The organism is Halomonas sp. PA16-9, assembly GCF_009728585.1.
Taxonomy (GTDB): domain Bacteria; phylum Pseudomonadota; class Gammaproteobacteria; order Pseudomonadales; family Halomonadaceae; genus Vreelandella; species Vreelandella titanicae.
Window position 1 is genome coordinate 2017323 of sequence record NZ_CP040451.1, and the last position, 14703, is coordinate 2032025.

Sequence of the window (14703 nt, forward strand, 5' to 3'; positions counted from 1 at the left end):
CAAGAGTGGATCGACGGGTCGAGAGCATGAGGCGAGAGGAAGCCGGTGATGGTTCGAGTTGCTAAAGGATTAACGCTAGTGGTGGGGCTGGGGCTGTCGGGTCGAGCGATATGCCGCCATTTAAGCCGCTTGAAAGTGCCCTACATGGTAGCGGATACACGTGCCGAACCTCCGGGGTTGGATGACTTTAAAGCCGCTCATCCGGATGTTGAAGTTCACTGTGGCCCGTTAACGTCGCTGGATCTGCGTGATGTTGAAGAGGTAGTGGTTAGCCCTGGTCTTGATCCGAGAATGCCGGGTTTGATAGAGCTGGCGGATCAACTAAACCCGCACACAGGTGAACCGATGGTGGTGGGCGAGATAGCCCTCTTTGTTCGCGCCGCTAACGCCCCCATCGCCGCTATTACCGGATCCAATGCCAAGTCAACAGTCACTTCGCTGCTGGGAGAAATGGCCGCTGCTGCCGGTGTTAATGCGGCGGTGGGGGGGAATCTTGGCACCCCTGCGCTGGATCTGTTGACCAGCCATCCCGATGCCGCGCTCTATATCTTAGAGCTTTCAAGCTTTCAGCTTGAAATGACGCCCCATCTGAATGCCAGTTGTGCTGCCTTTCTGAACTTATCCGAAGACCACCTGGATCGCCATGGAGATATGCACGGCTATCGCACCGCCAAACAGCGTATTTTTATGGGTGCCGAGCACGCCGTGGTGAATGCCGATGATTCTAACACGTGGCCTGAGTATCCCGTTGACCAAGTGACTTACTTTACGCAAGCAGCCCCAAAGGGGGGCGAGTGGGGGCTGGCGCTTCACCAGAGCAAATTGACGTTAATGCAGGGCTCCACCCCTTGGTTGGCTATTGATGAGTTAAAAATGGCCGGCCAGCACAACTATCTCAATGCTTTGGCGGCACTGGCCATGGGGCAAGTGCTGGGCTTTGCGGCTGAGCCCATGTGCAGCGCGCTGCGGGAATTTAAGGGCTTGGTACACCGCAGCGAAGTGATTGCAGAAATTAACGGCGTCACCTGGGTTAACGACACTAAAGGCACCAATGTTGGGGCCACGCTGGCGGCGATTAACGGCATTGGCGCGACGCTGGAAGGCCGTTTGATTTTACTCGCGGGCGGGATTGGCAAAGGCGCAGACTTTACCCCGTTGGCCAAACCCTTAACAGCCTGCGCGCGTCACGTGCTGTTGTTTGGCAGAGATGCTCCGCTACTGGCCGAGGCGCTGCATGGGCACGTAACGACCCAGCAAGTTGACGATTTAACCCAGGCCATGCAGGCAGCGTTTGAACTCGCCCAGCCGGGTGACTGTGTGCTGCTCTCACCCGCCTGTGCAAGCCTGGATCAATTTGCCAATTACCCAGCGCGCGGCGAGGCATTTCGTCGCTGGGTGCTGGATAAAGCATCGACTACAGCCGAGGAAGCGCCATGAGTCGAATTCAGCGTCTGCGCGCGGTGCTTACCACTCGGGATCTACCCTGCGACGTGTGGCTCATTGTAGCGGCGGTGGCCTTGGCGGGGTTGGGTTGGGTCATGGTCAGCTCGGCGTCGATTGGCTTGCTGGAAGATACCTATCACTACTCACGTCAGCACGGCGTTTTCCTGGTGCTTGCCATCATCGCCTGCGTATTTATGCTCTGTGTGCCGCTTGAAGTGTGGCGCCAAAACGCAGCGCTAATTCTGCTCGCCACTATTTTTCTATTGGTTTTGGTGCTGATTGTTGGTCAGGAGATCAATGGTAGTAAGCGCTGGATAGCGTTGCCGGGGCCCTTGCCGAGTTTGCAGGTCTCTGAATTTGCCAAAGTCGGGCTGATTTTCTATATGGCGGCGTTTATGTCGCGTTTTACCTACGATTTGCGTCGTCGAGCGTTCAGCATGTGGCGCCCTCTGGCCGTGCTGGCCGTACCGGTTGGGCTGCTATTTTTAGCACCTGATTTCGGCGGGATGGTGGTCTTTACCGTCTGCGTGATTGGCATGCTGATGATGTGCGGTGCCTCGCTGGTGCTGCTGGTTGGCAGCGGGCTGCTGCTCGGCTCCGGGGCGGTTGTAATGGTGTTGATAGAACCCTACCGGCTGGCCCGGTGGACCAGTTTTTTAGACCCCTGGGCCGATCAGTTTGCGACCGGCTACCAGTTAACTCAAGCGTTAATAGCCTTCGGACGGGGGCACGTCACCGGTACTGGCTTGGGTAACAGTGTGCAAAAACTGCATTACCTGCCCGAAGCGCATACCGACTTTATCTTTGCCGTAATCGCTGAAGAGTTGGGCATGATCGGCGCGATTATCGTCGTGCTGTTGTTCACGCTGTTTATTGCCCGCGCTATGTGGATAGGGCGCAAAGCTGAACTGGCAGGGCATCTATTTGGCGCTTATGTAAGCTACGGCATCGGCTTTGTCGTAGCCGCCCAGGCGTTTATTAACATGGCGGTAAGTTCCGGGCTGTTACCGACTAAAGGGCTAACGCTGCCGCTGATGAGCTATGGCGGCTCTAGCCTGCTAGTGACAGGTATAATGGTTGGGCTACTGCTGCGCACGGATGCTGAAACACGTCATCGCCCCCGGCGCGCGTCCACCCCCTATAAATCGCGCCATGAACCGCGTTTATCGTAACGCTATGCCGCTTGGTGCTACCAGGAGTTTGATGTGACGACTAACGTTAGCCGACGAGTACTGATTATGGCGGGGGGCACCGGCGGCCACGTGTTCCCAGCCTTGTCACTCGCCAACGCTTTGCAGGCGCAGCAGGTCGACGTTGAGTGGTTGGGCAGTCCTAGAGGAATTGAAAACCGCCTGGTGCCCGAAGCGGGCATTAAATTACATACAATTGCGATTAGCGGGCTGCGCGGCAATGGCTTGACGGGCTGGCTAAAAGCACCGCTAAACCTGAGCCGTGCGGTACTGCAGGCGCGTGCGGTTATTCGCGACTTCAAGCCACATGTGGTGGTCGGCTTGGGTGGCTTTGCCAGTGGTCCTGGCGGGTTAGCCACTTGGCTGACGCGCGTTCCTTTAGTGATCCATGAGCAGAATGCCGTGGCAGGTCTGACCAATCGCGTGCTGTCGCGACTCGCCAAGCGTACCTATGCCGCTTTCCCCGAGGCCTTTGGTGCGCGTGCCGATGTCATTGGCAATCCAGTGCGTGACGATATCGCCGCCTTAGGGAATACCCCAAGAGATGCTGAGAGCCTCTCTGCAAGGCCTCTGCGGTTGCTGGTGGTGGGAGGGTCGCTCGGTGCTGTCGCCCTTAACGAGCGCCTGGCCCCCGCGCTGGCAGCTCTGCCCATTGAGCGTCGCCCCCAGGTGCGCCATCAGGCGGGTAAAAACCGTGAAAAGACCACTGCTGAAAATTATCAGCAGCACGGCGTGAGCGCCGAGGTTAGCCCCTTTATTGACGATATGGCCGCTGCCTATGAGTGGGCCGACTTAGTGGTGTGTCGCTCAGGCGCCTTGACTGTCGCGGAGTTGGCTGCCGCGGCCAAGCCAGCGCTGCTAGTGCCGTTTCCTTTTGCCGTTGATGACCATCAGCGGATCAACGCCCAGGTACTCGTCAAGGCGGGGGCGGCCAAGTGCGTGGTTCAGTCTGAGCTCACCGTTGAGCGGTTAAGTGAATTTTTAAATCAATTGCTCGTCCCAAATACCCTGGCTGCGATGGCGGCGAATGCACGTCAGGCCGCCCATTTAGACGCCACAAAGCGCTTGGCTGAAGGGTGTTTGGCGATGGTGCCGTTAGGAGACTCTGCGTGATCGATTCAGACAAAACCATGACACCCTCACGTTCTGCCGCTGGCCCCGGCATGCGCCGAATTCGGCGACTCCATTTTGTCGGCATTGGTGGCGCAGGGATGTGCGGTATTGCCGAGGTGTTAGCGAATCAAGGTTACACCGTGAGCGGTAGTGATGCGAAAACCTCTTCGGTCGTGGAGCGGCTGCGGCAATGCGGTGTTGGTGTAGCGATCGGGCATGCCGAGGCCAATGTCGAGGGCGCTGATGTGGTGGTGGTGTCGAGCGCCATTGATGAAACCAATCCAGAAATACGCTGGGCCCATGAGCACCGCGTGCCGGTGGTGCGCCGGGCTGAAATGCTCGCTGAACTAATGCGTTTTCGTCACGGTATTGCCGTGGCGGGTACTCATGGTAAAACCACCACGACCAGCTTGACGGCAACACTGCTGGCTGAAGGGGGGCTCGATCCCACCTTTGTGATTGGTGGCAAGCTGACCAGTGCCGGTGCCAATGCCCGCTTAGGTGAGGGCGACTATTTAGTTGCCGAAGCCGATGAGTCCGACGCCTCCTTTTTGCATCTACAGCCGATGGTGTCGGTTGTCACCAATATCGATGCTGACCATATGGCGACCTATGGCGGCGACTTTGAACGGCTCAAAAGTACCTTTATCGAATTCCTACACAACTTGCCGTTTTATGGCTTGGCTGTGCTGTGTATCGATGACCCCCATGTGCGCGTGCTGTGTGAACAGGTGAAGCGGCAGTTCGTGACCTATGGGTTTGATAGCGATGCCGATTACCGGATTGTTGATTTTGCCCAGCGTGGCGGTGAAGTGACGTTCACGGCGCTACGCCCTGGTGGCGCTGCGCCGTTAAATGTCCGTTTGGCTATGCCGGGGCGCCACAATGCTCTAAACGCCATGGCGGCAATTGTGGTAGCCACCGATGCTGGTGTGAGCGATAGCGCTATTTTGAGCGGTTTGGCAGGTTTTGCCGGTGTTGGTCGCCGTTTTCAGGTGCATGGTCATTTCCCTGCACCCCAAGGGGGCGGCGATATCATGCTGGTGGATGACTATGGCCACCATCCTCGTGAAGTTGATATGGTCATTCAGGCGATTCGTGCAGGCTGGCCAGATCGTCGCCTAGTCATGCTTTATCAGCCCCATCGCTATAGCCGTACCCGCGATTTATACGAAGATTTTGTCAGGGTGCTTTCTCAAGTCGATACGCTTGTGCTGCTTGATGTTTACAGTGCCGGTGAAGCGGTTATTCCTGGTGCCGAAGGAAAAACCTTGGCGGGCTCCATTCGTCAGCGTGGTGACGTCGACCCGCTATTTGTCGAGCATAAACACGAACTGCCTGCGCTGTTAACCAACGTATTGCGCCCAGGCGATATTTTAATAACCCAGGGTGCCGGTGATGTGGGTGGGATCTCCCTGCGCCTGGCCCAGGCACAGCTAGCGATGAACGAGGTGGATCTGTGAGTGTTGACGTAGCAACTCCCCAGTCTCTTGAAAAAGTCGTTGTCGTTTACGGTGGCACCTCTGCTGAACGCGAGGTGTCGCTGAAAAGCGGGTCGGCGGTGCTTGCGGCGCTGCAGCGTAAAGGTGTCAACGCCTGCGGCTATGATCCCCGCGACAACGGCCTAGTGGGCTTGGAACGACTGGCTCCTTCGCTTGTCTTTGTGGCTCTGCATGGCCGCGGCGGGGAAGACGGCACCCTACAGGGCGCGCTAGAACTGCTCGACATTCCTTATACCGGCAGCGGGGTGCTTGCTTCGGCCCTGGGGATGGATAAGCAGCGCACCAAGCAGGTATGGAGCGCAGTTGGGCTACCCACTCCGGAAAGTATTATGTTGGAGGCAACGGCGGAGTGGTCCGCCGTGGTCGAGCAACTTGGCTTGCCGTTGATTGTGAAGCCTGTGCATGAGGGGTCGACGCTGGGTATTAGCATTGTAAAAAGCCAGGCAGCGCTTGAAGCGGCTTATCACGAGGCGGCCCAGTTCGACGCCCGCGTGATGGCAGAGCGTTTTGTGGTGGGTGAAGAGTATACCGTTGCGCTGCTAGGTGATCAGGTGCTGCCGGCGATTCGTGTTGAAGTACCGGGTGGTTTCTACGACTACGAGGCCAAATATATCGCTAATACCACCCAGTATCACTTGCCCTGCGGTTTGTCGGCGCAACATGAGGCTGAGCTTGCATTGCTTTGCCAGCAGGCGTTTGCCGCTATCGGTGGAGTCGGCTGGGGCCGGGTTGATGTCATGCGTGATAGTGAAGGGCGTTTTTGGCTGTTGGAAGTCAATACGGTGCCAGGTATGACCGATCATAGTTTGGTACCTCAAGCGGCGGCTCATGCGGGCATTAGCTTTGATGATCTAGTGTTACGAATACTCAATACCGCAGGCGAGCAGTTCACAGCATGAGTAATGACCTGTTTAAAAGCGCCTTTTTAAAAAGTGCCTTATGAAAAAGCGTAACGCTTGGTTGGGAATTCTCCTGCTGGCGCTACTTATGGGAGCTGGCGGGCGGGCGCTTTGGCTGTGGCTGGATCGTCCTATTGAACGTGTGTCTATTCGCGGTGAATGGGAGTACGTCAGCGCTGACTACCTGCGTACTCAGTTGGCGCCCCTGGTGGTTGATGCCACCTGGTTATCAGCTGATTTGGGTGAATTACGCGACCGTGCACTGCAAGTGGGTTGGTTAAACGAAGTGCGCATTTCCCGTGAGTGGCCGAATGCACTGGTGTTTGAGCTGGTTGAACAGCAGCCTGTCGCACGCTGGAATGATGACTTCTTGCTTAACCCTGAAGGTGAGCCTTTCGCTTTTGCGCCATTATCACCACCTGCAGGTTTACCCGATCTCGCTGGCCCTGCTGGAAGCAGTGAAGAAGTGCTGGATTATTACCACCGGTTAAAACTTCACTTTGAACAGTTATCGTTGAATCTTACTCAACTTCGTTTAGAGCCGCGCGGTGCCTGGCGGCTACAATTAAACGATGGCGCTTGGGTGATGTTAGGTCGGCGTCAGCATGAAGTGCGCTTAGCACGATTGTCGGCTTCATGGCAGCGTGAGTTGTCGTCTCTTGGCGATCAGATTCGTTATATTGACCTGCGCTACCCTAACGGTGTTGCTGTTGCTTGGCATGGAGAAAGTGAATTTACGGTGCAAGATGAGTAGCTCTTCTATTACTTGATGCAAATAAGGTGTAAAAGTGAGTGGTTGCCATCGTTGAAAAAGCCAGTAATCGGCTTTAAATTGCTACCCAAGCCTATTATTGTGGATTTGTACTAGTCGTATTGCGACTATTGTTTCTATACTATGGGCCAGAAGCGGGTTAAATAGTTTTTAATTTCGACTATTGGTACTTAGCGATTGTCTGAAAAGCAGCACTGATTATTTTGGGTAGCACGCTTTCAATGTTAAGCGTTAGATTAAGCGCCACCCTATTTATATTTATTTTTAACAATGACGCAAGGAGATTTCCCGACTCATGGCAGGCTCACCCAACGCATCCAATATGGTGGTCGGGCTGGACATTGGAACGTCCAAGGTCGTCGCGATAGTCGGTCAACCTACCGACGACGGCGGAATTGAAATTGCAGGTATTGGTTCGCATCCTTCGCGTGGCATGAAGCGTGGCGTAGTGATCAATATTGAATCGACTGTGCAGTCTATCCAGCGCGCCGTTGAAGAAGCGGAATTAATGGCCGGTTGTGATATTCACTCGGTATACGTTGGCGTGGCAGGCAGCCATATCAGTTCAATGAACTCGGATGGCGTTGTCGCTATTAAAGAGCGTGAGGTAACGCCCTCCGATATTGAACGTGTGATTGACTCCGCGCGGGCGCGTGCCATCTCTGAAGGCCAGCGAGTGCTGCATGTGCTGCCCCAAGAGTTCTCGATTGATGCCCAGGGGGGCATTCGTGAACCGCTTGGCATGTCCGGTGTGCGCTTGGAAGCACAGGTGCACTTAGTGACAGCCGCATTAAACGCGGTGCAGAATATTGAGAAGTGTGTGCGCCGTTGCGGTCTTGAAGTTGATGCTATTATCTTAGAGCAGCTCGCCTCTAGTATGGCCGTGCTGACTGAAGATGAGCGTGAACTGGGCGTCTGTATGGTCGACATTGGTGGTGGAACCACCGATATGGCTATTTTCAGCGAAGGCGCCATACGCCATACGGCGGTGATTCCTATCGCCGGGGATCAAGTCACTAACGATATCGCCATGGCGTTGCGAACACCCACGCAGCACGCTGAAGAGATCAAAGTTAAATACGCTTGCGCGCTAACCCATTTAGCCGCCAGCGATGAAATGATTAAAGTACCTAGCGTAGGTGATCGTCCAGCGCGTGATCTATCGCGCCAAGCGCTTGCTGAAGTGGTAGAACCACGCTACGAAGAGCTATTTACGCTAGTGAGAGACGAATTGCGCCGTAGTGGCTATGAAGACATGGTGGCTGCTGGGATAGTGCTTACCGGCGGTACCTCGCGCATGGAAGGGGTTAGCGAATTGGCAGAAGAGATTTTCCATATGCCCGTTCGTATCGCATGTCCGCAGAATGTAAGAGGTTTGGCGGACGTCGTTTGTAATCCCATTTATGCGACGGGCGTTGGTCTGCTGCATTATGCCTTGCAGGAAACGCGTCATGGGCAAGGTCTAAGAAGCCACGGGGGAGTGGTTGCAGCCCATAAGGGCCGTAACGAGCTTGCCCGGCGTGATATCAAGGAAGACCATTCGGCGCTGGCAAGAATTAAAGGCTGGTTCAAAGGAAATTTCTGACAGGGCCGCAAGCGCGGTTCAGGAGACGGGGCTTATGTTCGAATTGGTAGATAACGCACCCTCGAGCAGTGCGGTCATCAAAGTGGTTGGCGTTGGCGGCGGTGGCGGCAATGCTGTTAACCACATGGTCGAAAGCAATATTGAAGGCGTTGAGTTTATCTGCGCCAACACGGACGCCCAGGCGCTGAAACGCTGTGCAGCGAAGACGGTGTTGCAATTGGGTAGCGAAATCACTAAAGGATTAGGCGCAGGTGCCAATCCCGACGTGGGCCGCCAAGCCGCAATGGAAGACCGCGAACGCATTGCGGAATTGCTGGTCGGTGCCGATATGGTCTTCATCACTGCCGGTATGGGCGGTGGTACGGGCACAGGGGGTGCGCCGGTGGTTGCCCAGGTCGCCAAGGAACTGGGGATTCTCACCGTTGCGGTAGTGACGCGCCCCTTCCCCTTTGAAGGGCCAAAGCGTATGCGCGCTGCTGAAGAGGGCATGAAAGAGCTCTCTGAGCATGTGGATTCGCTGATCACTATTCCTAACGAAAAATTGCTTTCTGTGCTGGGCAAGAGTGCCACGCTACTGACGGCCTTTAGTGCGGCGAACGATGTGCTGCTGGGGGCTGTTCAAGGTATCGCAGAACTGATCACTAGCCCGGGCATCATCAACGTCGATTTTGCTGATGTGCGCACCGTTATGTCTGAAATGGGCATGGCGATGATGGGTACCGGTGGGTGCCACGGGTGAAAATCGTGCTCGCGAAGCCGCCGAGAAAGCGATCCGCAGCCCGCTGCTGGAAGATATCGACCTTCACGGCGCACGCGGTATCTTGGTCAACATTACTGCAGGCCCCGATTTGTCGATCGGCGAGTTCAACGATGTAGGCGCTACCGTCCAGGAGTTTGCGTCTCCAGATGCCACCATTGTCGTCGGCACCTCCATTGATATGGAAATGTCCGACGAGCTGCGTGTCACTGTTGTTGCCGCCGGCTTGGACGGGCAAAAGCCTAAGGCGGCCGCGCGCGAGCCTGCCCGTCGGTCAGCTGCAGAGTCCTCGGATTACCGCAAGTTGCAACAGCCAACGGTAATGCGTCAGCAGGCAACAGCACGCGCTGAAGCACCCGAAGCGGCCGCAAAACCGCGTCCTGAAAAGCGTCGCGCTTCCGAAGCCGATGACTATCTGGACATCCCCCGTTTCTACGCCGCCAGGCGGATTGATTCTCGCTATCAGGCTCATTGCAACAGCGAGCGAGCGTTTTATTGGCTAAAACGCTCGTTTGCTGTTAAAGTGAACACTGTTTGATAACTTTTCCCCTGCGGTTATTACCGTCATTAGAGCTCGGCTACTATCCATGATCAGACAACGCACCCTACAAAACGTCATTCGCGCCACCGGAGTGGGCCTGCATTCTGGCAAAAAAGTCCACTTAGCTCTGCGTCCGGCGCCGGCCAATACTGGGATTGTGTTTGTTAGAACCGATCTGGATCCCGTTGCGCACGTTCCCGCACGGGCAGAATTGGTTGAAGATACCAAGCTATGTACTGCTCTTGTGTTTAACGGGGTCAAGGTAGCTACCGTTGAGCACACTGATGTCGGCCTTTGCTGGGTTGGGTATCGATAACGCCTATGTGGATGTTAGTGAACCTGAAGTGCCTATTATGGACGGCAGTGCGAGTCCATTTGTGTTTTTAATCCAATCAGCGGGAATTTTAGAGCAGGATGCTGCGAAGAAATTCATTCGCATCAAGCACCGTGTAGCGGTGACCGATGGCGATAAAGAAGCGGTGTTCTTACCCCATCAAGGGTTCAAAGTCTCCTTTGCAATCGACTTTGATCATCCTGTTTTTGAGCAGCAGAAACAGACCGCGTTGATCGATTTCTCGACCACGTCCTTCGTTAAAGAAGTTTCCCGTGCACGTACTTTTGGATTTATGCGTGACTTAGAGTTCTTACGCTCTAACAATCTGGCGCTAGGCGGAAGTCTAGACAACGCCATTGTGGTGGATGATTACCGCATCGTTAATGAAGGCGGCCTGCGCTACGAAGATGAGTTTGTTAAGCACAAAGTATTGGATGCTATCGGTGACTTGTACCAGCTGGGTTATAGCCTGATCGGCGAGTTCCGTGGGGTGAAATCTGGCCACGCACTCAATAATCAGCTCTGCCGCGAATTGATGGCGCAGCCCGATGCCTATGAAATTGTCACCTTTGAAGAGGAAAAGGCGGTTGCGCCGATCTCTTATGCCGCACCTGCAATGGCGTGATGTAGCTAGGCTTCGCTTTTTATATTAGCGCTTTTTTACTTTTTGATTCATAAAGCATCGCTTAGGCGGTGCTTTATGCTTTTAAGAGTGTGGCGATAAGGCACTAAGCCTGATGGGAAGAGAAAATGGTGTGAGCGTTACTTGGCTGGCCGAGCATGAGATGCAAGCCGTTCCAAGGCACGTTTTAGCGCTGGATTGGTAGTATCTTCAGCGCACTCGGAAAGGGTTTTGCCCGCGTCGGCCGACAGACTACGCGTGTTACGCTTTGGTGCCACAATAGGGCGTACAGGGCGTACCTTAAAGGTAAAGCCGCTGACTCCTTCAAAGCCAGGCAGTTGATGGAGCAGTTCCAATAAGCGCCGCTGTTCGAAGCGTAACCACGTCAGCCAGCTCGCCTGACCGCTAATCAGGGTTAAACGACCTTCGCTAAAGCCACCCACAAAAATATGTTCGCGCATCTCTTCGGGCAAGTGGGCGCGCAAGTGTCGCTGGGCCTGATCGATGAGACGAGATAGGCGCATTAACTGATTAATATCACCCGACTTGGAGAGCAGACGGGCGATGGGCTGTGCGCGAGAACGCTTAACCTTTATACTCATACGCTTAATTCCTAGGGTGCTGCTGTTTAGGCACCGCTACTAATGACGTCGGCCACCTTCGCCGATGGCTGATTAGTAAACTCTACCACGCTCAGGAGCCGGTCTACAGCATGTCACCTACGCTTGATGTTCAATCAGCTTTGCCGCGGCGCCATCGCCGTTACGGTTTAGCGCGTTGGTGGCTGGCCGGTCTGTTGGTGAGTTGCCTTTTACCCGCCAGTTTAGGCCCTGCAGATGCATTCCGCGGCGGTGAGCGTAGCGTCACGATCTGTTTCTGGGTGCCCGCGATTTTACGCGCCCAGTCCCACTGGGTGGCCAGGCGTCGGCGCGCGCTGCAACGTTTTGCTCAAAGCCCCCAGCGCTTTGCGCCTGTTCGGCGTCTATGTCACTGGCTAGCCCCGATGGCTATGCTGGTCGCCGCCCGGGATGTCTTGACCCAGCGCGGCCCGCCTTCCCGCTAAGTCTGTCGATAATACATCTACTTTGTGCATGCTCTAGAGATAAACAGCATGCATTGAAAGGGCAATGTCCGCTGGGACGCTCGTGAATACTTGGATATTTCATGCTTAATAATTTATTACGAAAAGTCGTGGGCTCTAAAAACGACCGCGATGTCAAACGCATGCACAAGAAGGTGCCGCAGATTAACGCATTAGAAGCAGAGCTTGAGGCGATTAGCGATGCTGAACTGCAAGGTAAAACCGCCGAGCTGCGCCAGCGCTTAGAAGCCGGTGAGTCGCTTGATTCGCTGTTAGCGCCCGCCTTTGCGATCGTACGAGAAGCCAGTAAGCGCGTTATGGGCATGCGTCACTTCGATGTGCAGATGGTAGGCGGCATGACCCTGCACCGTGGCCGCATCGCTGAAATGAAAACCGGTGAGGGTAAAACGCTGGTGGCGACGCTGGCGGTGTACCTGAATGCATTGCCGGGTAAAGGGGTGCACGTGGTCACGGTGAACGACTACCTGGCTCGCCGTGATGCTGAGTGGATGCGTCCGCTGTATGAATTTCTGGGCCTTACCATTGGCGTCATTTTCTCGGCCAGACAGGCGAAGAGAAGCGTCATGCGTACCAGTGTGATATTACCTATGGCACCAACAACGAGTTCGGCTTCGATTATCTACGCGATAACATGGCGTTCTCGTTAGAAGATAAAGTTCAGCGTGGCCTGCACTATGCGATTGTCGATGAGGTTGACTCGATTCTTATCGATGAAGCGCGTACGCCGCTGATTATTTCCGGCGCGGTCGATGAGAATACCGACCTCTATAAAGTCGTCAATCAACTTGCCCAGCAGCTTGAAAAAGGCGAAGAGATTGAAGATGAGGAAGCCACGGTTGTTGGTGACTTCTTGGTCGATGAGAAGCAGAAGCAGGTAGAGTTAACCGAGCAGGGGCATAATAAAGTTGAAGAGCTGATGCGCGCTGAAGGTTTATTGGGCGATGACGAGTCGCTGTATGCCGCGCAAAACCTTAACTTGCTTCAGCATATGCACTCGGCGCTGCGCGCCCGCCATCTCTATAACCGTGATGTCGACTACATCATCTCTGAAGGTCAGGTGGTGATCGTCGACGAGCACACCGGCCGCTCTATGCCCGGGCGCCGCTGGTCGGAAGGGTTGCACCAAGCCGTCGAGGCCAAAGAGGGCGTCACGGTGCAGCGCGAAAGCCAAACGCTAGCCTCAACGACGTTCCAGAACTACTTCCGTCTGTATGAAAAACTCGCCGGGATGACCGGTACGGCGGATACTGAAGCCTTTGAGTTTCGGCAAATTTACGGCCTCGACGTGGTGGTGATTCCCACCAATCGGCCACTGGCCCGTAAAGACCTCAACGATCTGGTTTATTTGAGCGCTGAAGAGAAGTACGAAGCGATCATCAAAGATGTCAAAACCGAGACCGAAGCCGGGCGTCCAGTGCTGGTGGGTACGGCTTCTATTGAGACATCCGAGTACCTTGCCAAGCTGATGCGCGAGGCGGGCCTTACGTTCAATGTGCTTAACGCCAAGCAGCACCAGAGTGAAGCGGAGATCATTGCTCAGGCAGGCCGCCCAGGGGCGATTACGATCGCCACTAACATGGCCGGTCGTGGCACCGATATCGTTCTAGGCGGTAACTGGGAGGCCGAAGTCGCCAAGCTGCAAAACCCTAGCCAAGAACAGGTTGAGGCGTTAAAAGTCGAGTGGCAAGCGCGCCATGATGGTGTGCTCGCCGCTGGCGGCCTGCATGTGGTGGGCTCTGAACGCCACGAGTCCCGGCGTATCGATAACCAGCTGCGTGGCCGTGCCGGACGCCAGGGTGACCCCGGCTCAACGCGCTTCTTCTTGTCGCTTGAAGATAGCCTGATGCGCCTGTTCGGCTCTGACCGCGTCAAACGCTTGATGCAGGCATTGGGGCTTGAGCATGGCGAAGCCATTGAGCATAAGATGGTCTCTAACGCCGTTGAGCGTGCCCAGAAGAAAGTCGAAGGGCGTAACTTCGATATTCGTAAGCAGCTACTTGAGTACGACGACGTTGCCAACGATCAGCGCCGGGTGATCTACGACCAGCGCAATGAGATTCTGGCCGCGGACGATGTGGCTGATGCCGTTATTGGTATCCGCGAAGAGGTGATGGAGACGGCCATCAGCGACTACGTGCCGCCCCAAAGCCTGCCCGAGCAGTGGGATCTGCCCGGCTTGGAAGCGCACTTGAAGACGGAGTTCAACCTTGACGCACCGGTGGTTAAATGGGCCGCCGAAGATGATCGCTTTAGTGAAGAGCAGTTGCGTGAACGGCTGCAGACTATGCACCGCGAGGCCTATGCAGCCAAAATCGAGGCGGCTGGCGAGAAGCTGATTCGTCGCTTTGAGAAGCAGGTCATGCTGCAAGTGCTGGACACGCGTTGGAAAGAACACCTTCAGTCGATGGATCATTTGCGTCGCGGTATCCACCTACGTGGCTATGCTCAGAAAAACCCCAAGCAAGAGTACAAGCGTGAATCCTTTGAACTCTTCCAGCAGCTGTTAGAGCACATTAAAGCCGATGTGACGCGTATTCTGAGCCACGTACAGGTTCGTCAGCCCGAGGAAGTAGACGCCCTTGAGCAACAGCGCCGCGAAGCGCTGGCGCGGGAAACCGCCACGGCGGCAAGCCGTCATGACACCCCGACCCAGGAGCAGCCCGAAACTGAGCAGGAAGCGCCTGGTGTTGATGGCCGCCCTGTGCGTCGCGAAGGCCCGAAAGTGGGCCGCAACGACCCGTGTTTTTGTGGCTCGGGTAAAAAGTACAAGCAGTGCTGTGGAAAACTAAGCTAACGGCGCCCGTTTTGAGACCGTTTTTGAGACGGTCTGTGAAACGGTCTTT

At 55.2% G+C, this 14703-nt stretch carries 9 protein-coding genes and 3 pseudogenes; 11 read left to right on the forward strand and 1 reads right to left on the reverse strand.

Going from position 1 to position 14703, the window contains the following annotated elements; all coding sequences use genetic code 11:
• Positions 1 to 48: 48 nt before the first annotated feature.
• From murD to lpxC, 9 genes and pseudogenes are all read left to right on the forward strand, one after another.
• Entirely contained in the window at positions 49 to 1437 is a 1389-nt protein-coding gene (gene murD, locus FDY98_RS09290; RefSeq protein ID WP_035539170.1) for a UDP-N-acetylmuramoyl-L-alanine--D-glutamate ligase, read from the forward strand.
• On the forward strand, positions 1434 to 2615 hold the full coding sequence (gene ftsW, locus FDY98_RS09295) for a putative lipid II flippase FtsW (protein WP_009286393.1): 1182 nt from the start codon (positions 1434 to 1436) through the stop codon (positions 2613 to 2615). The genes murD and ftsW overlap by 4 nt, the downstream gene beginning before the upstream one ends.
• A gap of 33 nt (positions 2616 to 2648) precedes the next feature.
• Complete coding sequence (gene murG, locus FDY98_RS09300) at positions 2649 to 3746, forward strand: undecaprenyldiphospho-muramoylpentapeptide beta-N-acetylglucosaminyltransferase (RefSeq protein ID WP_083868698.1); 1098 nt, start codon at positions 2649 to 2651, stop codon at positions 3744 to 3746.
• Positions 3747 to 3763: 17 nt separating this feature from the next.
• The gene (gene murC, locus FDY98_RS09305; RefSeq protein WP_027959097.1) at positions 3764 to 5209 is read left to right on the forward strand and encodes a UDP-N-acetylmuramate--L-alanine ligase; all 1446 of its coding nucleotides are present in this window, start codon (positions 3764 to 3766) and stop codon (positions 5207 to 5209) included.
• A complete protein-coding gene (locus tag FDY98_RS09310) occupies positions 5206 to 6147 on the forward strand; it encodes a D-alanine--D-alanine ligase (protein WP_009286394.1) in 942 nt (313 codons plus the stop codon). Before murC ends, FDY98_RS09310 begins: the two co-directional genes overlap by 4 nt.
• A 40-nt stretch (positions 6148 to 6187) precedes the next feature.
• A complete protein-coding gene (locus FDY98_RS09315) occupies positions 6188 to 6901 on the forward strand; it encodes a cell division protein FtsQ/DivIB (RefSeq protein ID WP_009286395.1) in 714 nt (237 codons plus the stop codon).
• A 313-nt stretch (positions 6902 to 7214) separates the two neighbouring features.
• On the forward strand, positions 7215 to 8504 hold the full coding sequence (gene ftsA, locus FDY98_RS09320) for a cell division protein FtsA (RefSeq protein WP_022523899.1): 1290 nt from the start codon (positions 7215 to 7217) through the stop codon (positions 8502 to 8504).
• A gap of 34 nt (positions 8505 to 8538) precedes the next feature.
• Positions 8539 to 9714, forward strand: a pseudogene (gene ftsZ / locus FDY98_RS09325) (cell division protein FtsZ).
• Between the two features lie 134 nt (positions 9715 to 9848).
• Positions 9849 to 10761, forward strand: a pseudogene (gene lpxC, locus FDY98_RS09330) (UDP-3-O-acyl-N-acetylglucosamine deacetylase).
• Positions 10762 to 10898: 137 nt separating this feature from the next.
• On the opposite strand, the gene FDY98_RS09335 reads toward lpxC, so the two are convergent.
• Entirely contained in the window at positions 10899 to 11360 is a 462-nt protein-coding gene (locus FDY98_RS09335; RefSeq protein WP_009286397.1) for a DUF721 domain-containing protein, read from the reverse strand.
• A 110-nt stretch (positions 11361 to 11470) separates the two neighbouring features.
• Between FDY98_RS09335 and FDY98_RS09340 the strand changes: the two genes are divergently transcribed.
• Both FDY98_RS09340 and secA read left to right on the forward strand, forming a co-directional pair.
• Entirely contained in the window at positions 11471 to 11821 is a 351-nt protein-coding gene (locus tag FDY98_RS09340; RefSeq protein ID WP_027959098.1) for a hypothetical protein, read from the forward strand.
• A 101-nt stretch (positions 11822 to 11922) separates the two neighbouring features.
• Positions 11923 to 14654: pseudogene (gene secA / locus FDY98_RS09345) on the forward strand (preprotein translocase subunit SecA).
• Positions 14655 to 14703: the final 49 nt, after the last annotated feature.